This is a genomic window from Sphingomonas pollutisoli (assembly GCF_029167165.1).
GTDB classification, from domain to species: domain Bacteria; phylum Pseudomonadota; class Alphaproteobacteria; order Sphingomonadales; family Sphingomonadaceae; genus Sphingomonas; species Sphingomonas pollutisoli.
Genome location: NZ_JARFNJ010000002.1, coordinates 472,745 through 491,575 on the forward strand (window position 1 = coordinate 472,745; position 18,831 = coordinate 491,575).

At 67.9% G+C, this 18,831-nt stretch carries 18 protein-coding genes; 10 read left to right on the plus strand and 8 right to left on the minus strand.

The annotated features are described in order from the left end of the window. Positions 1 to 168 precede the first annotated feature (168 nt). The gene (locus PX554_RS05620) at positions 169 to 849 is read left to right on the plus strand and encodes an RBBP9/YdeN family alpha/beta hydrolase (protein WP_275499665.1); all 681 of its coding nucleotides are present in this window, start codon (positions 169 to 171) and stop codon (positions 847 to 849) included. A gap of 21 nt (positions 850 to 870) precedes the next feature. On the opposite strand, the gene PX554_RS05625 is transcribed toward PX554_RS05620, so the two are convergent. After that, entirely contained in the window at positions 871 to 1,575 is a 705-nt protein-coding gene (locus tag PX554_RS05625) for a Crp/Fnr family transcriptional regulator (protein WP_275499667.1), read from the minus strand. 72 nt (positions 1,576 to 1,647) lie between these two features. Between PX554_RS05625 and PX554_RS05630 the strand changes: the two genes are divergently transcribed. Next, positions 1,648 to 1,860 (plus strand): hypothetical protein, encoded by a 213-nt coding sequence (locus PX554_RS05630; protein WP_275499669.1) that lies wholly within the window; start codon positions 1,648 to 1,650, stop codon positions 1,858 to 1,860. Positions 1,861 to 1,890: 30 nt separating this feature from the next. On the opposite strand, the gene PX554_RS05635 is transcribed toward PX554_RS05630, so the two are convergent. The 3 genes from PX554_RS05635 to PX554_RS05645 form a co-directional block, all read right to left on the minus strand. Continuing rightward, positions 1,891 to 2,613 (minus strand): hypothetical protein, encoded by a 723-nt coding sequence (locus PX554_RS05635; RefSeq protein WP_275499671.1) that lies wholly within the window; start codon positions 2,611 to 2,613, stop codon positions 1,891 to 1,893. A gap of 145 nt (positions 2,614 to 2,758) precedes the next feature. Beyond that, positions 2,759 to 3,109 carry a DNA primase gene (locus tag PX554_RS05640; RefSeq protein WP_275499673.1) on the minus strand — a complete coding sequence of 117 codons (351 nt, stop codon included), beginning with the start codon at positions 3,107 to 3,109 and terminating at the stop codon, positions 2,759 to 2,761. Between the two features lie 92 nt (positions 3,110 to 3,201). After that, positions 3,202 to 4,431: an MFS transporter gene (locus tag PX554_RS05645; protein WP_275499675.1), complete on the minus strand. Its 1,230-nt coding sequence runs from the start codon at positions 4,429 to 4,431 to the stop codon at positions 3,202 to 3,204. Between the two features lie 106 nt (positions 4,432 to 4,537). On the opposite strand from PX554_RS05645, the gene PX554_RS05650 reads away from it, so the two are divergent. The 4 genes from PX554_RS05650 to PX554_RS05665 all read left to right on the plus strand — a co-directional run bounded on the left by PX554_RS05650 (position 4,538) and on the right by PX554_RS05665 (position 8,972). Next, positions 4,538 to 5,038, plus strand: a complete 501-nt coding sequence (locus PX554_RS05650; RefSeq protein ID WP_093221342.1) for a hypothetical protein — start codon at positions 4,538 to 4,540, stop codon at positions 5,036 to 5,038. Positions 5,039 to 5,159: 121 nt separating this feature from the next. Continuing rightward, complete coding sequence (locus tag PX554_RS05655) at positions 5,160 to 6,113, plus strand: isopenicillin N synthase family dioxygenase (protein ID WP_275499677.1); 954 nt, start codon at positions 5,160 to 5,162, stop codon at positions 6,111 to 6,113. A 169-nt stretch (positions 6,114 to 6,282) separates the two neighbouring features. Continuing rightward, on the plus strand, positions 6,283 to 7,569 hold the full coding sequence (locus PX554_RS05660) for a homoserine dehydrogenase (RefSeq protein ID WP_275499679.1): 1,287 nt from the start codon (positions 6,283 to 6,285) through the stop codon (positions 7,567 to 7,569). 353 nt (positions 7,570 to 7,922) lie between these two features. Continuing rightward, positions 7,923 to 8,972 carry an aspartate-semialdehyde dehydrogenase gene (locus PX554_RS05665; protein WP_275499681.1) on the plus strand — a complete coding sequence of 350 codons (1,050 nt, stop codon included), beginning with the start codon at positions 7,923 to 7,925 and terminating at the stop codon, positions 8,970 to 8,972. A gap of 18 nt (positions 8,973 to 8,990) precedes the next feature. On the opposite strand, the gene PX554_RS05670 is transcribed toward PX554_RS05665, so the two are convergent. From PX554_RS05670 to PX554_RS05680, 3 genes are all read right to left on the minus strand, one after another. Next, a complete protein-coding gene (locus PX554_RS05670) occupies positions 8,991 to 9,335 on the minus strand; it encodes a hypothetical protein (RefSeq protein ID WP_093221352.1) in 345 nt (114 codons plus the stop codon). A gap of 72 nt (positions 9,336 to 9,407) precedes the next feature. Then, positions 9,408 to 9,836 (minus strand): CoA-binding protein, encoded by a 429-nt coding sequence (locus tag PX554_RS05675; RefSeq protein WP_093221355.1) that lies wholly within the window; start codon positions 9,834 to 9,836, stop codon positions 9,408 to 9,410. After that, positions 9,836 to 10,801, minus strand: a complete 966-nt coding sequence (locus PX554_RS05680; RefSeq protein WP_275499684.1) for an Mrp/NBP35 family ATP-binding protein — start codon at positions 10,799 to 10,801, stop codon at positions 9,836 to 9,838. Before PX554_RS05680 ends, PX554_RS05675 begins: the two co-directional genes overlap by 1 nt. Positions 10,802 to 10,872: 71 nt before the next feature. Between PX554_RS05680 and hflK the strand changes: the two genes are divergently transcribed. The 3 genes from hflK (at position 10,873) to PX554_RS05695 (ending at position 14,512) form a co-directional block, all read left to right on the plus strand. Beyond that, positions 10,873 to 12,012: a protease modulator HflK gene (gene hflK, locus PX554_RS05685; RefSeq protein WP_275499686.1), complete on the plus strand. Its 1,140-nt coding sequence runs from the start codon at positions 10,873 to 10,875 to the stop codon at positions 12,010 to 12,012. A 41-nt stretch (positions 12,013 to 12,053) separates the two neighbouring features. Continuing rightward, a complete protein-coding gene (gene hflC / locus PX554_RS05690) occupies positions 12,054 to 12,872 on the plus strand; it encodes a protease modulator HflC (protein WP_093221862.1) in 819 nt (272 codons plus the stop codon). Positions 12,873 to 12,970: 98 nt separating this feature from the next. Then, positions 12,971 to 14,512: a Do family serine endopeptidase gene (locus tag PX554_RS05695; RefSeq protein WP_093221362.1), complete on the plus strand. Its 1,542-nt coding sequence runs from the start codon at positions 12,971 to 12,973 to the stop codon at positions 14,510 to 14,512. A gap of 40 nt (positions 14,513 to 14,552) precedes the next feature. Here the strand turns inward: PX554_RS05695 and PX554_RS05700 are convergent, their stop codons facing one another. Further along, on the minus strand, positions 14,553 to 15,140 hold the full coding sequence (locus PX554_RS05700; protein ID WP_093221365.1) for a TetR/AcrR family transcriptional regulator: 588 nt from the start codon (positions 15,138 to 15,140) through the stop codon (positions 14,553 to 14,555). A gap of 129 nt (positions 15,141 to 15,269) precedes the next feature. Between PX554_RS05700 and PX554_RS05705 the strand changes: the two genes are divergently transcribed. Further along, on the plus strand, positions 15,270 to 18,671 hold the full coding sequence (locus PX554_RS05705; RefSeq protein ID WP_275499689.1) for an acyl-[ACP]--phospholipid O-acyltransferase: 3,402 nt from the start codon (positions 15,270 to 15,272) through the stop codon (positions 18,669 to 18,671). The last annotated feature ends 160 nt before the right edge of the window (positions 18,672 to 18,831 follow it).

Sequence of the window (18,831 nt, forward strand, 5' to 3'; positions counted from 1 at the left end):
ACGCAAAGACCGCGCCGATTTCGGGCTGTCGCAGCCGGTCTTCGCTCCGGCGCAGGCGCTATTGCCTATCTCTTAAGTAGGAATATCTTCGGGCCTGGGAAGCGTGGTTATCCGGCGTACCCTAGAGCGACGGACGGCCACGTTTCCTCCAATTCTTGGAGAGGCACAATGGGCACCTTTTCGCACTTCGATCCGGCGCAGCCGACGATCCTGACGGTGCCGGGCCTCGGCGGCTCGGGGCCATCGCACTGGCAGACTCTGTGGGAAGAGTCGCGCCCCGACACCGTCCGGGTCGAACTCGGCATGTGGAACACCCCGCATCGCAATGCCTGGGTAACCAAGCTCGATCAGGCGATCCGCACCGCGCAGGCACCGGTCGTGCTGGCGGCGCACAGCCTCGGCTGCCTCGCAGTGGCGTGGTGGGCGGAACTGGCCCGGCAACCCTATGGCTGGCGTGTCGCGGGCGCCTTGCTGGTCGCCCCCGCCGATGTCGATCGCGCCGACGCGCAGCAGGAGCTGAAGGCGCTGGCGCCCGCGCCGCGCGCACCGCTCCCCTTCCCGTCGATCGTGGTAGCGAGCACGGATGATCCATGGATCGACATCGAGCGCGCGCACAGCCTCGCGGTCGATTGGGGCAGCCACTTCGTAGATGCCGGCGCGCAGGGACATCTCAACGCGGCCAGCGGCATCGGCTGGTGGAACGAGGGGCGCGAACTGCTCGACCGGGTCGTCCACGCCGCCGCCGACCGCCACGGCAAGACGCGCCCGCCGAGCGAAGCGCGCTCGATCCTGGCGATCAATGCGACCGACGCGGCACAGGCGCATTATCTGGGCGATCGGGCGGCTTAGGCCGGCGCTCCCCGCCGCCGCTCAATCGAGATAGAGGTAGCTCGCGTCGAACTCGGCGAAACGCTTCAATGCCGCCCAGTCGAAAATCTCAACCGCGCCCTGCCGGAACTCGACCAGCCCCTGCTCGCGCAACTGGCGCAGCATGCGGTTGGCGTGGACGGCGGTCAGCCCGGTGGCATCTGCGAGATCGATCTGCGTCAGCGGCAGTGCATAGCGCGTGCCGTCCACCATCCCGACACGCTCCAGCCGCAGGAACATCTCGCAGAACAGATGCGCGAGCCGCACCGCCGCCGGGCGCGCACCGATCGAGACGATCCACTCGCGGTTGATCGCCGCGTCGATCATCGTCGATCGCCACAGCAATTCGGTGAGCGTCGCCGATTCCATCGTCAACGCGCGGATGGCGCTGTGCGGCAGTAGCGCGACATGAGCGGAGGTGATCGCCGCGACATGATGTTCGAGTTGGCGCAGCGGATAGCTGTGCAGATCGACGAAATCGCCTGGCACATGGATCGCGAGGATCTGGCGGCGCCCGTCGGGCGTGTCCTTGTAGCGCTGGACGAAGCCGTCGAGCAGCAACGTGCACTGGCTGAGCGGTTCGTTGGGCCGCACGATCGTGCGGCGCGCGGCGAACTCGGCGGTGCGGGCGATCGCTTGTTCCAGCGCACCGGCCTCCTCCGGCGTCAGCGCCGGGGTTCTGTGCGCCTGCAGAAACAACCGCGTCATCATCGCTCGAACACCCCCAACACCGGAACGCCACCCTGCCATGCACGTTATTTCCCGCAAGAGGTATCGTCCATGACCAAGCAGCCGGAAAAAACACCCGCGGAAGCGACTGCCGAACGCGGCGAAGTGCTGATCGAAGGGCCGGACGGTCTTGCCCTATCGCTCACGCCCGATGCCGCGCGTCGGACGGCAAGCTCGATCCATGCCGCTGCATGCGCGGCGCAGGCGCAAAACACCGACGCGCAACCACTCCCACCATCCGACGACGGCGGCGATCGGGCGTAACGCTCTACCGCGCGAGCGCCAGGCTTCGGATTAGCGCTTGAACACCGGTTTGAGCGCGACCTGCTGGATATGCCAGACCTTCTGCGCGGCCGTACCGCCATCGACGTCGGAGCGCTGGAGCGTGACCGTCCCGATCTGATAGAAGGGTTTGCGCGTCTGCTTGAGCCGCGCATAGATCTGCACCGGCACGGTGACGTAGCGCTGGCCGGCACCTGCGTCGATCCGCCCAGGAGCGCCGACATTGGCGTGATATTCGCTGTAGGGCGAGAAACTGTCGGCGAAATCCGCGAGCGTGAGCCGAGATCCGGCGCCGCCGCCGCGCCACATCTGCCAGGCCGGCTTGTATTTGCGCTCGCCGATCAGCCCGTAATAGCGCTCGACGACGCTTGCGGCGCCTTGGGCACTCTCGGGGGCCGCCGGCGCTTCCGAGATCGGCGTGCGATCATCGGGCAGCCCGCCGGGCGTCCCGGGGGCGGGCGGCGAGAGCGGCTCTTCGATACCCTCGGGCACGCTCGCAGTCGGCGTCGGCGTGGGTGACGGCATCGGATCGGTCGGCGGCGGCGGCGCGACCGGATCGTTCTCCGGCAGCGCGCTATCCGGGTGGTAGGCGTTTATGCTGCTCTGCGCGCGCTCCGCCGCCGCGTCGATATCGACATCATTGTTGGCCGCAACATCGGTCTGCGGCGAGCACGCGACGATCAGGAGCAGGGGCAAAGCGGCGGCAACGCGCACGGGCAGGCCTTTCGATGACATTTACGCGCCTTTAACGATGCGTCATCGGCTCCGTTCCGGTCAACTCGTATCGATCCTGCAACGTTCTGACCGGGCTATGCCCGGTACAGCGAAGGGCACGGCCGGGGGTGCCGACCATGCCCTCTCGAACCGTCCGCCCGACGATTCACGGCTTGAACGCGACGTCGTCCTCGTCGTCGAGATCGTCGTCGTCGGCGAGATCATCGTCCTCGAAATCCTCCTGGAGCGAGTCCTCGTCCTGGTCGTCCTCGTCCTGATCGATGTCATCGTCCTCCCCGCCGACTTCGTCGCTCTCCATCTTGAGATCGTCTTCGTCGTCCTCATCCTCGTCGCCCGCGATATCGGGTTCGAGGTCGGTCAGGATCGCACCGTCGCTCGGGCCGCCGCTGGTCGCCTCCAGGATTTCGGCGCGCTGGCTCTCGTCATAGCCTTCCTCGTCATAACCATCGTCGCCCGGGCCTTCGCCGGGCACCTGATATCCACCGCTGATCGCCATCTTCGCTCTCCTGTCCCGGGAAAAAATGGGGGGCACGACGCCAACATCATAACCGAAGGTCGGTTCCCGTCACACGCGAAATCGGCGCGCTTTCAGCTCGGCCGGAACAGCCGCCCGCGCTCGACGATCGCGGCGATGCCAAGGCCGAGCAGACCCGCCACGAAGAAGCCGGTATGCAGCGCGATCGTGGTGCCGTCGAAAAAGCTGGCGATGATCGACCCCAGCACCGCGCCGCCGGTGACCACCAGCGATCCCTGCAGGCTGGCGGCGGTGCCGGCGATCGCGCCCATATTCTCCATCGCCATCGCCGACATGTTCGATCCGGCGAGGCCATAGCCCGCCATCGCCATCGCCTGCAGCACGACGAACAGCACCAGCCCCTCGCGCCCGGCCCCCGCCGCGATCAGCCCACCCGCCGCCGCCAGTATCATCACCACCAGCGCGGCCTGCGAGATGCGCCGCATGCCGAGCCGCATCACGATCCGCGAATTGAGCAGGTTCGCCGCCGCCATCGTCCCCGCCGACGCGGCGAACACCGGGCCGAGCAGATGCTGGGCGTGGAACACGCGCTCCATGATCGGCTCGATCAGCCCGATGTACCCGAACAGCGCGCCCTGCACGATCATGCCGGCGATCATGTAGCCGAGCGAGGCGCGGTCGGCGAGCGTCGCGCGCCACCCGCGCAGCAACTGCCGCACCGACAGTGGCACGCGGTTCTCGGGCGCGAGCGTCTCGGGCATGCGCGACGCGAACCACACCAGCACCATCGCGGAAAGGCCGGCGATCACCTCGAAAATCAACCGCCACGATCCCGCCAGCAGGATGAGCTGGCCGACGCTCGGCGCGAGGATCGGCGCGGCCATGAACACCATGAACGCGAGGCTCGACACCTGCGCCATCGCGCGCCCGGTGAAACAGTCTCGCACCAGCGCGATGGTGACGACACGACTCGCCGCGATCGCCAGCCCGCCTGCGAAGCGCGCGACCAGCAGCAAGGTGAAGCTGCCTGCCAGCCCGGCGAGAAGACAGCAGACGATATAGCCGATCAGCCCACCGATCAGCACCGGTCGCCGGCCATAGCGATCGGTGAGCGGCCCCTGCACCAACTGACCGAGCCCGAAGCCGACCACGAACACGGTGACGACGAGCGCACGGCCGCCGACGTCGGGGACGCCGAGCCGCCGGCCGATCTCGGGGAGCGCGGGCAGCATCGAATCGATGCCGAGCGCGCCCAACGACATCAGCGCGGCGACCAGCGCGACGAATTCGAAGAACGGGATCGGCGCGGCATTGAGCGTGCGAGGAGGCGATTCGATCGACATCGACCGTCCCCATGCCCGACATCACTGCCCCGGTCACGCGCAAGCGCGTTGACCTGACGCGCGACTTCGGCATAGTGTATTGTACTGCTGATACACGGAGAGCGTCATGGCCCGCCCCCTGATCCTCGTCATCCCCCTTGCGCTGCTCGCCGCGTGCGGCAGCGGCAAGGACGGTACGGCCATCACCCTCAACGCCGATGGCGCGGACGGCAATGTCGTCGCGAGCATCGCCGCCAACGGGCAATTGGCGCTCAACGCCCCAGGCATATCGGGTAACATCAAACTGCCCGCGATCAAGCTCGACGCCGGCGACTTCGACATGAACGGCGTGCATCTCTACCCCGGCTCGACGATCAGCGGCATGAACATCGACGGGCATGACCGTTCCGGCCGCGACGATGACGGCCGGGTCAAGGTCAGCTTCGAAAGCCCTGCGACGCCAGCCGCCGTGCGCGACTGGTTCGCGGCGAAGCTCGGGCGCGCGAGGTTCAAGGTCGCGCCGAACGGATCGGGGCTGTCGGGCACGACGGATGAGGGCAAGCCGTTCCGCCTCGATCTCGCGCCAAGGGGCGCGGACAAGGCGGACGGAACGATCCTGATCGGCTAGGCCAGCTTCCGCCCACCCGTGCCCGCGAGCGCGGGAGGACGGAGGTGGTTCGGGCGGGGTGTTCGCTCGCGGCCCGACCGACTATGTTGCGCGGCCCAGCCCCCAATCAACGGTCGCGTCCATGCTCGATACCCCGCCTTCCGAAATCCCGACGCTCTCGCTTGCCGACGAAGCGCGCGACCCCGCGGGTTTCGCCGCCGCGTTGGGCGGATCATTCGAGCGGTTCGGCTTCGCCGTCATCGCCGACCACGGCATCCCAAGCGAGCTGATCGCGCGCGGCTGGGCCGACACCGCCGCCTTCTTCGCGCTGCCCGAGGCGGAGAAGCGCCGCTACTTCACCCCGGAGGGCGGCGGGCAGCGCGGCTATACGCCGTTCAAGACCGAGATCGCCAAGGGCGCATCGGCGGTCGATCTCAAGGAGTTCTGGCACGTCGGCCGCGAGCTGCCGGCGGGACATCCGCTCGCCGACCGAATGCCGCCGAACGTCTGGCCCGAGCGGCCGGAAGGTTTCAAGGATACCTTCCTCCAGCTCTACGCCGCGTTCGATCGCGCCGGCGACCGCATCCTCTCCGCGATCGCGCGACATCTCGGGCTCGCGCCGGATTGGTTCGATCCCGCCGTGGCCAATGGCAATTCGATCCTGCGGTTGCTGCATTACCCCCCGATCCCCGCAGATGCCGAGGGCGTGCGCGCGGGCGCGCACGAAGACATTAACCTCATAACCCTGCTGCTCGGCGCCGAGGAGGCCGGCCTCGAACTGCTCGATCGCGACGGGCGCTGGCTGCCGGTCAAGCCGCCTGAGGGCGCGATGGTGGTCAATGTCGGCGACATGCTGCAACGGCTGACCAACCATGTGCTGCCCTCGACCAGCCACCGCGTCGTCAACCCGCCGCCCGAGCGGCGCGGCGTCTCGCGCTATTCGATGCCGTTCTTCCTGCATCCGAACCCCGATTTCCTGATCGAGACCTTGCCCGGCTGCATCGACGCGGATCGACCCAACCGCTATCCGCAACCCATCACCGCGCACGATTATCTGCACGAGCGGCTGGTCGAGATCGGGCTGGTGAAGAAGTAGCCACGCCGGGCTTGTCCCCGCCTTATCCGCCTGTCTAAAGGCAACCCCACACCGTTCGCCCTGAGCGAAGTCGAAGGGCGTGTTTCGGCCGCGAGCGTTTGCGGCACGTGCCTCGACTTCGCTCAGCACGAACGGGTGGTGTGGCGAGACCTCGGAAAGACCTTAGACGATGACCCAACCGCTTCGTATCGCGCTCGCTGGCCTCGGCACCGTCGGGGGCGGCGTGATCCGGCTGCTCGACGAGAATGGCGCGCTGATCGCGCGGCGCGCGGGCCGGCCGATCGAGATCGTCGCGGTCTCCGCGCGCGACCGCGGCAAGGATCGGGGCGTCGATATCGGCCGCTTCGAATGGGTCGATGACACCACCGCGCTCGCCTCGCGCGAGGTCGATGTCGTCGTCGAACTGGTCGGCGGGTCGGACGGCCCCGCCCTCACGCTGGCGCGCAGCGCGCTCGGCGCGGGCAAGGGTTTCGTCACCGCCAACAAGGCGATGATCGCGCACCACGGTCTCGAACTCGCCGCAGCCGCCGAGAAGGCCGGCGCGGCGCTCAAGTTCGAAGCGGCGGTCGCGGGCGGCATCCCGGTCATCAAGGGGCTGCGCGAGGGCGCCGCCGCCAACGAGATCGGCCGCGTGTATGGCATCCTCAACGGCACCTGCAATTTCATCCTGTCGAAGATGGAAGCCGAAGGCCGCGATTTCGCCGAGGTGCTCGCCGAGGCGCAGGCGCTCGGCTATGCCGAAGCCGATCCGACCTTCGACATCGACGGCATCGATGCCGCGCACAAACTCTCGATCCTCGCCAGCATCGCGTTCGGCACCCAGCCGGCGTTCGGCGATGTCGCGGCGAGCGGCATCCGCCACGTCCTCACCGCCGACATCGCCGAGGCGGCCGCGCTCGGCTACCGCGTGCGGCTGCTCGGCGTGGCCGATCACGGCGCGGGCGGGCTGTTCCAGCGCGTCCACCCGCATCTGGTGCCGATCAGCCATCCGCTCGCGCACGTGACGGGCGCGACCAACGCGGTGGTGGCCGAGGGCAATTACGTCGGCCGGTTGCTGTTCCAGGGCGCCGGCGCGGGCGACGGCCCGACCGCGAGCGCGGTGGTCGCCGACCTGATCGACATCGCGCGCGGCGAGTTCGGCCCCGCCTTCGCCATGCCCTCGTCCGCGCTGGCGGCACAGGGCGCGGCCGATCCGGGCGAGCGGCGCGGGCGCAACTATGTGCGCTTCGCGGTGGCGGACAAGGTCGGCGTGCTCGCCGAGATCGCAGCCGCGATGCGCGACGCCGGCGTGTCGATCGAAAGCCTGATCCAGCGCGGTGCGAGCGGCGACGGCAGCGTCCTGGTCGCGATCGTGACGCACGAAGCCCCCGAGCGTGCGGTCGCACAGGCGCTGGAACGGCTGCGCGGCTCGCAGAGCCTCACCGGCCAGCCGCTGTGGATGCACATTCTGGAGTGACCGCGCTCTTACTCCCCTCCCTTGAACAAGGGAGGGGTCGGGGGTGGGTTGGCTTGAGGCTGGCGCAGCGCTCCAACGAGAGCGACCCACCCCCAGCCCCTCCCTTCCAGGGAGGGGAGCAAAAAGCGCCAACCCCGGTTTACACCGCCCTCGCGCCCCGCTATCGGCGCTCCCCATGTCCTCGATGGCCAAAACCATTAGCACCAAGCCGACCCGCATGCGCGGGGCGGTCTGGTCGTGCTGACGGTTCAACCCTAAGCCAACCGGACACAGCCCCGCGGTAGCGCGGGGCGGCCTTGTACGACAGGACCGAAATCACACCCGCGCCTCCGCTCAACAGGAGACGCCTACCCATGACTTCGTTCCGCCCCTCGCCCGATCGTCTCGCCGTCGGCATCGTCGGCGCCACCGGCCTCGTCGGCAGCATGATGCTGACCATGCTGGCCGAGCGGAAGTTCCCGTTCACCGCGCTGCGGCTGTTCGCCTCGGCGCGTTCGGCGGGCAGCCGCGTGCCGTTCAAGGGCGGCGAGATCCTCGTCGAGGATGCGGCGACCGCCGACTATAGCGGGCTCGACATCGTGTTCTTCTCGGCCGGCGGCAGCACCTCGAAGGCGCTCGCGGAAAAGGTCGCGGCGGCGGGCGCGGTGGTGATCGACAACAGCTCGGCCTGGCGCAGCGATCCGGACGTTCCGCTGGTGGTGGCGGAGGTAAACCCCGATGCGCTGCGCGATCTGCCCAAGGGCATCGTCGCCAACCCCAATTGCACGACGATGGCGGCGATGCCGGTGCTCAAGCCGCTCCACGACGCCGCCGGCCTGACTCGACTGGTGGCCAGCACCTATCAGGCGGTGTCGGGCGGTGGCATGGAGGGCGTGCGCGAACTCGAGGAGCAGATCGTCGCTGGCGCCGGCGCGTGCGCCGGGCTCGCGCAGGACGGCGGCGCGGTGAAGCTGGGCGTGCCGCGCAAGTGGGCGGCGCCGATCGCGTTCAACGTCGTGCCGCTCAACTATGTGCTGGTCGAGGACGGCTATACCGAAGAGGAACTGAAGCTCCGCGACGAAAGCCGCAAGATCCTCGGCCTGCCGGATCTCGCCGTGTCGGCGACGTGCGTGCGCGTGCCGGTGTTTACCGGCCATTCGCTGTCGATGAACGTGGCGTTCGAACGGCCGATCTCGGTGAGCGAAGCGAACGGCCTGCTGCGCCGCGCGCCAGGAGTCGAACTGGTGGCGGTGCCCAACCCACTCGCGGCGACGGGACAGGACGCGGTGTTCGTTGGCCGCGTGCGGCCCGATCCGACTGTCGCCAACGGCCTGTCGCTGTTCGTGAGCGGCGACAATCTGCGCAAGGGCGCGGCGCTCAACGCGGTGCAGATCGCCGAAGTGCTGCTCGCGCAAGCACGCTGACGACCACGCGAGCGGGCGCTACGGCGCCAGCGCCCGTTCGCCCGCGACATGCGTGCCGCTCGCGTTGACGGTCGCCTTGATGCCGAAAGAGCCGCAGCCGACGAGGAAGATCGACTTCTCCTCGCAATTGTCGGTCCGCGCGAACAGCCGTTCGCGCTCGGCCGGCACGCCTTCGTACGCCGGGTCGCCGGGGTCGTGAATGACCAGCGGCACCCGGTAGCGATCGGCGGCGCGGCGGCCGCATACCACCACGTCGTCGCCGGCCGGGCGTGAGCAGGCAGGCGTGGCGCTGGTCAGCGCATGGTATGTGGTGATGGCCACGTCATCGGGCGCGGCGAGCAGCAGGAGCAGCGGAAACACCATCGCGGAGTCGCCCGGAAGCCTTAGATCACGCGAGGATGATCCGCGCGCGCCGCAAGGTCAACCACGCCGTAATTATGCGACGCGAGCGACCCCCAGCCGAGGGATCTCGATCGCGGGGCAGCGGTCCATCACCACTTTCAGCCCCGCCGCCTCGGCGCGCGCGGCAGCCGCTTCGTTGACCACGCCGAGTTGCATCCACACCGCCTTCGCGCCGATGCGGATCGCATCGTCCACCGCATCGCCGGCCGCCGCCGAATTGCGGAAGATATCGACGAGGTCGATCGGATCGCCAAGCTGGTCGAGATCGCGGAACACGAATTCGCCGTGAATATGCTCGCCGGTGATCTGCGGATTGACCGGGATCACGCGGTAGCCGTGATCCTGGAGGCGCTTCATCACGCCGTAGGATGGGCGATCGGGCCGGTCGGACGCGCCGACCAGCGCGATCGTGCGCGTCTCTTCGAGCAAAGCCTTGATCCCGGCGTCATCGGTGATCGGCATCAGCGTCCCTCCGTTTCGATCCAGCGCGAAACCGCGTCGGCAATCGTCGCGAACGCGGCGGCTTCGGGACCGTTCCCGGCGGCGGGCGGCGTGCCCGCGTCGGAGGCGGAGCGGATCGCGATGTCGAGCGGGACTCGGCCCAGAAATGCGATGCCGAGTTCGGCCGCCGCCGCTTCCGCGCCGCCCTGCCCGAACGGGTTCGAGATTTCGCCGCAATGCGGGCAGGCATAGCCCGACATGTTCTCGACCAGACCGATGATCGGCACGCCCGCCTTGTTGAACAGGTCGATCGCGCGGCGCGCGTCGATCAGCGCGAGATCCTGCGGGGTCGAGACGATCACCGCGCCGGCCGGACGATGCTTCTGGATCATGGTGAGCTGGACGTCGCCGGTGCCGGGCGGCAGATCGATCACCAGAGTATCGGTCGTGCCCCAATTGGCGTCCATGAGCTGCCCCAGCGCGCCCGCCGCCATCGGCCCGCGCCACGCGATCGCCTGATCGGCGGCGACGAGCTGACCCATCGACAGCAACGGCACGCCATAGGGCGTCGCCACCGGCTGGAGCACCTTGTCGCGCGCGGTCGGCTTACTGCCTTCGACGGCCATCAGCTTGGGTTGCGACGGGCCGTAGATGTCAGCATCGACCAGCCCGACGCGGCGCCCGCGCGCGGCGAGCGCGATCGCGAGATTGGCCGAAACGGTCGATTTCCCCACCCCGCCCTTGCCGCTCGCCACCGCGATCGACACGCGGCGAGTGCGCTGGCTGGTCAGCGCGACCCGCACCGTCTCGATGCCGGGAACAGTGGCGGCGGCGGCACGGACGCGCGCTTCAAGCGGCGCATGCTCGCTCGGCTCAAGCCCGCTCACGTCGAGGATGATGCTGGCGCGGTTCCCCTCCGTACGCGCGGTCGCGCGGGTGCCTGCGACGGGAGCGAGCGCGCTATCGAGCGGATTTGGATCAGTCATCGTTACGCAGATAGGGCGGTTGCGGGCGCTTGCCACTATTTTTCGGCGGAACGCGTACCTATAGAGAAAGGATGACGATCCTAACGGGCTGGTTTCAGCGTCCCCCATTCCTGAATAGCGACGACAAAGGCCCGTGGGGCGGCGGCCCCGGCGGCGACGGCGCTGGTGGTGGCGAAGGCCCGCGCAATCCGTGGGCGCCCAAGCCCGGCAACGGCAACGGCAACCGCCCCCGCATTCCCGGGCCGAGCGCGCTCGACGAGTTCATCAAGCGGGCGCGGGGCGCGGGCGGCGGTGGAAACGGCGGCGGCGGCCGGCCGCACATCCCCGGCACGCCGAGCGCGGGCGCGCTGTGGCTGATCGGCGCCGCTATCGTCGTGGCGATGTGGATCGCGTTCACCTCGATCCACGCGATCGGCCCGCAGCAGCGCGCGGTGGTGACGTTCTTCGGCCGTTATGCTGGCACGCTCGAACCCGGTATCCGGCTGACGCTGCCAGCGCCGTTCAACTCGGTGATGAAGGTCGATGTCCGCGAGATCAAGACCGATACCTTCCCGGAGAATGGCGGCGAGAATTTGATGCTGACCGGCGACCAGAACGTCGTCGACGTCAATTATTCGGTGCGCTGGGACATCAGCAACCCGCAGGATTATGTGTTCCAGATCGCGGACCCCAAGGCGACGCTGCGCGCCACCGCCGAGAGCGCGATGCGCGCGGTCCTGGCGACCGCGACGCTCGACGACGCGATCGGGTCGGGGCGCGGCGCGATGGAGGTCAAGGTCCAGCAGAACATGCAGGCGATCCTCGACAGCTACAACGCCGGCATCCACATCCAGGGCGTCGCGATCAAGGGCGCGCAGCCGCCCGAGCAGGTGATCGATTCGTTCAAGAAGGTCTCCGCCGCGCAGCAGGAGGCGCAGGGCAACATCAACAAGGCGCGCGGCTATGCGCAGCAGAAGCTCGCGCTCGCGCAGGGCGAGGCGGCGTCGTTCGACGTCATCTACGCGCAGTACAAGCTCGCGCCTGAGGTGACGCGCAAGCGCCTGTATTACGAGACGATGGAACAGGTGATGGCGCGTAGCGACAAGACGATCGTGGAGGCGCCCGGCGTCGTGCCCTATCTGCCGCTGCCCGGCGGCGCGCGGCGTGCGCCCCAGGCGCAGGCCCCGGCAGCCCAGGCCCCCGCCCCGCAGGTTCAGGGAGACGCCCAGTGAACCTCAGCTTCCGCAATCCGATCGCGATCGGCATCGTCGCGATGCTCGCGCTGATCCTGATCGCCAGCACCTTCGCGATCGTCCCCGAGACCAAACAGGCGGTGATCCTGCGCTTCGAACAGCCGGTCGGCGGGGCGATCAACCGCTGGAAGCCGCATGAGGTGTTCGGCCGCTCCGGCGCGGGTCTGATCGCGCGCATTCCGTTCATCGACCGGATCGTCTGGGTCGACAAGCGGGTGCTCGATGTCGATCTGGAAAATCAGCCGGTGCTCTCGACCGATCAGTTGCGGCTGGAGGTCGATGCCTATGCGCGCTTCCGGATCGTCGATCCGCTGAAGGCGGTGGTCTCGACCGGCAGCACCTCGGTCACCGAGCAGCGCGTAATCGACCAGCTCCAGCCGCTGTTCAGCTCGGCGCTGCGCAACGAACTCGGCAAGCGCCCGTTCGCGGCGCTGCTCAGCCCCGAGCGCGGTCAGGTGATGGACAACATCCAGGCCGGGTTGCAGCGGCTGGCCGCGCAATACGGCGTGCAGATCGTCGATGTGCGAATCAAGCATGCCGACCTGCCCGACGGCGCGCCACTGCAAAGCGCGCTCGACCGGATGAAGACCGCGCGCGAACAGGAAGCGCTGACGATCCAGGCGAAGGGGCAGCAGACCGCGCAGATCATCAGCGCCGAAGCCGACGCCAAGGCGGCGCAAATCTACGCGGAAAGCTTCAATAAAGACCCGGATTTCTACGACTTCTACCGCGCCATGCAGTCCTATCGCTATACTTTCGGCGACAGCGCGAAGGGCCAGACGTCGATGGTGTTGTCGCCCGACAATGCCTATTTGAAGGAGTTTCAGGGCCGGCGTTGATCGACTCTTTCGGCTTGTTCATATTCAATCACCGTTCAGCAACCTTGGCTAAGGTCGGTGCGTTGCCCCGATACGGCACACGGAAGGAATCAACCCAAGTGCGATACGCTTACGCCATTACTGCTGCCATCCTTCTCAGCGGCACCGCTGCCGCCGTCGCGCTGGAACCGCCCGCGCAGACCGCGCAGAACGAACCCGGCGCGATCGCCGCCGCCGTCCCGCGCTCCGGCGCGCCGATGAGCTTCGCCGACATGGTCGCGAAGCTGCAGCCGGCGGTTGTCAACATCTCGACGAGCCAGCACATCAAGGTCGAACAGCCCGCCAACCCGTTCGCCGGCACGCCGTTCGGCGATCTTTTCGGGCAGATGAACCAGGGCCAGGGCGGCAACGGCGCGCCGATCACGCGCGAGGCGACCTCGCTCGGTTCGGGCTTCATCATCTCGCCCGACGGCTATATCGTCACCAACAACCACGTCGTCGCACCCGGCGCGAAGGGTGCGACCGTCGATTCGATTACCGCGATCATGATCGACCGCAAGGAATACAAGGCCAAGCTGATCGGCCGCGATCCGACCTCGGACCTCGCGCTGCTCAAGATCGACGCGACCAACCTGCCCTACGTCAAGTTCGGCGATTCGAGCCGCGCGCGCGTCGGCGACTGGATCATCGCGATCGGCAACCCGTTCGGGATCGGCTCGACCGTGACCGCGGGCATCGTCTCGGCGCTCCACCGCGTCACCGGCGGCGGCGCCTATGATCGCTTCATCCAGACCGATGCGGCGATCAACCAGGGCAATTCGGGCGGCCCGATGTTCGACATGACCGGCGCGGTGATCGGGATCAACTCGCAGATCTACGCCGGCCAGTCGGGCGGCAACATCGGCATCGGCTTTGCGATTCCGGCGGAGGACGCCCGGCCCGTCATCGACAAGCTGATGAAGGGCACGAAGATCGCGCGCGGTTATCTCGGCGTCGGCCCGCAGCCGGTCGATGACGATATCGCGGCGGCGCTGGGCCTCCAGAAGAACCACGGCGAACTGCTGCGCTCGATCGAGCCGAACGAAGCCGCCGCCAAGGCTGGCCTCAAGGTCGGCGACGTCGTCACCTCGGTTAACGGCAAGGACGTCACCCCCGATCAGTCGCTCAGCTATCTGGTCGCGAACGTCACGCCGGGCACGCGTGTCCCGATCGGCATCATCCGCCAGGGCAAGCCGATGACGGTCAGCGCGGTGATCGGCACGCGTCCGTCGGAAGACGCGCTCGCCGCGAAGGTCGCGACCGGCGACGATGACGACGCGCTGGGCGGCGACGACGATCAGCAGCAGGGCACGCCCTCGGCAACGGCCAACCCGCTCGGGCTGACCGTCCAGACGCTCACCCCCGCAATCGCACGCAGCCTCAACATCGATTCGTCGGTGCGGGGCGTCGTGATCGCGACCACCGATCCGGCCAGCGACGCCGGCCAGAAGCTCAAGCGCGGCGATGTCATCATCTCCGCCAACGGCACGCCGACGGCGGCACCTGCGGAGCTGGCGGCGGTCGTGGCGCAGGCCAAGCGTGACGGCCGCGATCAGGTCGCACTGTACGTGCAGCGCGGGCGGATGCCGGCGCTGTTCATCGCGGTGAAGCTGAAGAAGTAAGATCACCGTCGCCCCGGCCTGCGCCGGGGCGACGTGTTGACTATTGCGCCGCCAGCACCTCGCGCGCGCGCGCCAGCGCCGCGCCGCGCGCATCGGTCTCCCCCAGCAATGCGAACGTGCCGTTGAGCGCGAACACGCAATGCCCGTGGACCATCGCCACCAGCGAGCGTGCCAGCGCCGCCGCCGTCCCTATTTTGGCGGGCAGCAGGATCGCCGCGATCTCGGCCTCGACCAAGCCGGTCAGCTCGGCGCGCTGGCGGAAATACCCCTCCGGAAACGGCGCGTCGGGTGGCAGGCGATGATCGTAGATCGCCATCCACAGATTCGGATTGGCCTCGGCGAAATCGAAATAGGCTTCGACCAGCGCCGCCACCCGGTCCGCCCCGGCCGCGTCAAGCCGCGCCCGCACCAGCCCCGCCCAGGCGATGAAGGTGCGGCTGTTGACCGCCAAAACCAGCCGGTCGAGGCTGCCGAACACATTGTAGATCGTGCCGATCGAATAGCCGATCCGTTTGGCCACTTCGCGCGCCGAGAAGCGTGCGAACCCCACTTCGGCCATCAGCGCATGCGCCTCGGCGAGGATCAGCTCCTCGAGCTCTGCGCGGCTATGATCGGATCGGCGGCCCATGAGCGCCCCTTAAAACAAAAAATGAGCACCGTCTAATTCTTATATTGAACACCGCTCATTAATGTGGCACATCGTGATCGTCAGCGGCGGACGGCAACCAATGCGCGTCCGCCCCGTTCGGAGATGACAATGTCGGCACCCGATTTCTCGCTCCTCGCCAAGCGTCGCTTCGGCCCGCTGTTCGTCGTCCAGTTCCTCGGGGCGTTCAACGACAACGTGCTCAAGTTCGCGATGCTGTTCCTTGCCAACTTCACGCTCTACGCGGGGCAGCCGGCCAAGGCGGAGATGCTCGCGACGATCGCGACCGGCATCTTCATCCTCCCCTATTTCCTGTTTTCCGCGCTGGGCGGGCAGATCGCCGACGCCTGGGACAAGGCCAGGCTGATCCGGTTGGTCAAGACCGCCGAGATCGTTTTCATGGGGATCGGCCTCGCCGGCTTCTGGTTCCAGTCGGTGCCGCTGCTGCTCGTCGCTTTGTTCATGATGGGCTGCCACTCGACGCTGTTCGGCCCGGTCAAATATTCGATCATGCCGCAGCAACTCGCGCCCAAGGAGATCATGGGCGCGACCGGTGTGATCGAGGCTGGCACCTTCCTCGCGATCCTCGGCGGGCAGTTGCTCGCGGGTGTGGTGCAGCCGTGGCAGGCGGGCATGATCGCGACCGCGCTGGCGGCGTGCGGGCTGGTCGCCAGCCTCGCCATCGCGCCCGCCCCGCCGGTCCGCGCCGACGTGCGGATCGAGCGCAATCCGTTCAAGAGCACCTGGCACGTCCTGAAGGCCGCGCATGACGGCGAAGGCGTGTGGCTGTGCATCCTCGGCATTAGCTGGTTCTTCGCGGTCGGCGCGATCCTCGTCTCGCAATTTCCGTCGCTGGTGACGGGGCGGTTGGGCGGCGCGGCGCCGGTCGTAACGTTGTTCCTGCTGACCTTCTCGATCGCGGTCGCGCTCGGCTCGCTGTTCGTCAACCGGCTGCTCGCGGGCGAAGTCTCGGCGCGCTACGTGCCGGTGGCGGCGCTGCTGATGGCCGGGTTCATGATCGATCTGTGGCTGTCGACCTCGTCCTATGTCGTCCACGCGCCCAACCGCGGCATGCTGACCTTCGCGCGCAGCGACGGCGGGTGGCGAGTGCTGCTCGATCTCGCCGGCATCTCGTTCGCGGGCGGGATGTTCATCGTGCCGCTCTATGCGATCCTGCAGACCGCCAGTCCGCCCGAGGAACGCTCGCGGATCATCGCCGCCAACAACATCCTCAACGCCGCCGTCACGGTGGCGGTGGTGGCGGCGGTCGCCGGGCTTCAGGCGAGCGGCACCGGCGCACCGGGGGTGATCGGCGCGCTCGGCTTCGCGACGTTGGCGGTGGCGCTGATCTCGTGCTGGCTGTTGCCCGAAACGGTCATCAAGGCGGTGATGCGCTGGCTGCTGACCATGCTGTACCGTGTCGAGGTCGCGGGTGGCGAGAACATGCCGCAACCGGGTGAGCGCGCGGTGGTGGTGGTCAACCATGTGTCGTGGCTCGACGGGCTGCTGCTCGCCGTGTTCCTGCCCGGCAAGCCGGTGTTCGCGGTGCATACCGCAGTGACCAAACGCTGGTGGATGGCGCCCGCGCTGAAACTGTTCCGCGCCTTCCCGGTCGATCCGACCAACCCGATGTCGGCCAAGGCGATGGTGCGCGCGGTGAAGGCGGGCAATACGCTCGTCATCTTCCCCGAAGGCCGCATCACCGTGACGGGTGCGCTGATGAAGGTGTTCGATGGCCCCGCCATGGTTGCCGACAAGGCTGACGCGCCGATCGTGCCGGTGCGGATCGAGGGGGCGCAGTTCACCCCCTTCTCCTATCTGCGCGGCAAGGTGCGGACGCGGCTGTTCCCCAAGATTTCGCTGACCGTGCTGCCGCCGCGCCGTTTCCACATCGACGGCGAGATGACGGCGCGCGCGCGCCGCGCCGCAGCCGGACGCCAGCTCTATGACGAGATGAGCGCGATGATCTTCGCGACCTCGCATATCGACCGGACCTTGTTCGAGGCGTTGGTGGATGCCAGCCATCTGAGCGGTGCGGGCAAGCCGGTGGTCGAGGATATGAAGCGCACCCCGCTCAGCTACGGCCGGCTCGTCACCGGCAGCCTCGCGCTCGGGGGCGCGCTGGAGCCGGGCACGAAGCCGGGCGAGGCGATCGGCGTGCTGCTGCCCAACGTCTCGGCGGTGGTGGTGACGTTCTTCGGATTGCAGGCGACCGGGCGGGTGCCGGCGATGCTCAATTACACCGCCGGTCTCGCCAATCTCAAGGCGGCGTGCGCCGCCGCCGAGCTGCGGACGATCGTGACGGCACGCGCTTTCATCGATCAGGCGAAGCTCGCGGCGGTAATCGAGGGACTCACCGCCGAAGGGATCACGGTGCGCTATCTGGAGGATGTCTCCGCCGGGATCGGCGCGTTCGCCAAGCTGCGCGCGCTGGTCGCGACGCGGTTCGCAGCGCATCTCCACGCCCGCCGCCGGATCGCGCCGGATGCGCCGGCGGTGATCCTGTTCACCAGCGGCTCGGAAGGTCTGCCCAAGGGTGTCGTGCTCACGCATCGCAACCTGCTCGCCAATTGCGCGCAGATCGCGGCGCGGATCGATTTCAGCGGGTCGGACATGGTGCTGAACGCGCTGCCGGTGTTCCACAGCTTCGGGCTGACCGGGGGCACGCTGTTGCCGATCCTGTCGGGCGTGAAGACGCTGCTGTACCCGAACCCGCTCCACTACCGGATCGTGCCTGCGCTTGCTTACGACGCCAACGCGACGATCCTGTTCGGCACCGACACCTTCCTCGCCGGCTATGCGCGGATGGCACACAGCTATGACTTCTACGCGATGCGCTACGTCTTCGCCGGAGCCGAGCGGGTGCGGGACGAGACGCGCAAAAGCTGGATGGAGAAGTTCGGGCTGCGCATCCTCGAAGGCTATGGCGCGACCGAGGCGGGGCCGGTGATCGCGGTCAACACGCCGATGCACTTCAAGACCGGCAGCGTCGGGCGACTGCTGCCCGGTATCGAGGGGCGGCTCGATCCGGTGCCGGGGATCGACGGCGGGGGCAAGCTCTCGATCCGCGGGCCTAATGTTATGGCGGGCTACCTCAAGGCCGATCGGCCCGGCGTGCTCCAACCGCCCGAGGGCGGGTGGCACGACACTGGCGACATCGTGGAGGTCGACGAGGCGGGGTTCGCGACGATCAAGGGCCGCGCCAAGCGCTTCGCCAAGATCGGCGGCGAGATGGTGTCGCTGCCGGCGGTGGAGGGCTATGCGGCCCGGCTTTGGCCCGGGGCGCAACACGGCGTGGTGACGCGGCCCGACGCCAAGAAGGGCGAGCAACTCGTGCTGTTCACCACGCACACCGACGCCAAGGCCGCCGATCTCCAAGCCTGGGGCCGCGCGAACGGCATCGCCGAACTGGCGATCCCGCGCGACATCCGCGTGGTCGAGGAACTGCCGGTTCTCGGCACGGGCAAGACCGATTACGTGACGATGGGCGCGATGGCGGACGCCGCGGCGTGACGCGAAACCTCCGCAATAGCTTCGTCGTCATGCCGGACGGGTTCCGGTACCCACCCCGCCACTGATGCCGATATGTGACAGTAACCGGCAATCGGCCCTGCCGCGAATCTGAAACATTCCTGACGCCATATCGTCTTCCAGCGCCTCTACCCGCCCGCTT

Bases quoted from the DNA above. Each gene is read 5' to 3' on its own strand.
- PX554_RS05620 (WP_275499665.1), top strand. From the start codon at position 169: ATGGGCACCTTTTCGCACTTCGATCCGGCGCAGCCGACGATCCTGACG.
- PX554_RS05660 (WP_275499679.1), top strand. From the start codon at position 6,283: ATGACCCAACCGCTTCGTATCGCGCTCGCTGGCCTCGGCACCGTCGGG.
- PX554_RS05635 (WP_275499671.1), bottom strand. From the start codon at position 2,613: ATGTCATCGAAAGGCCTGCCCGTGCGCGTTGCCGCCGCTTTGCCCCTG.
- PX554_RS05645 (WP_275499675.1), bottom strand. From the start codon at position 4,431: ATGTCGATCGAATCGCCTCCTCGCACGCTCAATGCCGCGCCGATCCCG.
- hflC (WP_093221862.1), top strand. From the start codon at position 12,054: ATGCTCGCGCTGATCCTGATCGCCAGCACCTTCGCGATCGTCCCCGAG.
- PX554_RS05670 (WP_093221352.1), bottom strand. From the start codon at position 9,335: ATGGTGTTTCCGCTGCTCCTGCTGCTCGCCGCGCCCGATGACGTGGCC.
- PX554_RS05680 (WP_275499684.1), bottom strand. From the start codon at position 10,801: ATGACTGATCCAAATCCGCTCGATAGCGCGCTCGCTCCCGTCGCAGGC.
- PX554_RS05640 (WP_275499673.1), bottom strand. From the start codon at position 3,109: ATGGCGATCAGCGGTGGATATCAGGTGCCCGGCGAAGGCCCGGGCGAC.
- PX554_RS05655 (WP_275499677.1), top strand. From the start codon at position 5,160: ATGCTCGATACCCCGCCTTCCGAAATCCCGACGCTCTCGCTTGCCGAC.
- PX554_RS05665 (WP_275499681.1), top strand. From the start codon at position 7,923: ATGACTTCGTTCCGCCCCTCGCCCGATCGTCTCGCCGTCGGCATCGTC.
- PX554_RS05705 (WP_275499689.1), top strand. From the start codon at position 15,270: ATGTCGGCACCCGATTTCTCGCTCCTCGCCAAGCGTCGCTTCGGCCCG.
- PX554_RS05625 (WP_275499667.1), bottom strand. From the start codon at position 1,575: ATGACGCGGTTGTTTCTGCAGGCGCACAGAACCCCGGCGCTGACGCCG.
- PX554_RS05700 (WP_093221365.1), bottom strand. From the start codon at position 15,140: ATGGGCCGCCGATCCGATCATAGCCGCGCAGAGCTCGAGGAGCTGATC.
- PX554_RS05630 (WP_275499669.1), top strand. From the start codon at position 1,648: ATGACCAAGCAGCCGGAAAAAACACCCGCGGAAGCGACTGCCGAACGC.
- PX554_RS05675 (WP_093221355.1), bottom strand. From the start codon at position 9,836: ATGCCGATCACCGATGACGCCGGGATCAAGGCTTTGCTCGAAGAGACG.
- hflK (WP_275499686.1), top strand. From the start codon at position 10,873: ATGACGATCCTAACGGGCTGGTTTCAGCGTCCCCCATTCCTGAATAGC.
- PX554_RS05650 (WP_093221342.1), top strand. From the start codon at position 4,538: ATGGCCCGCCCCCTGATCCTCGTCATCCCCCTTGCGCTGCTCGCCGCG.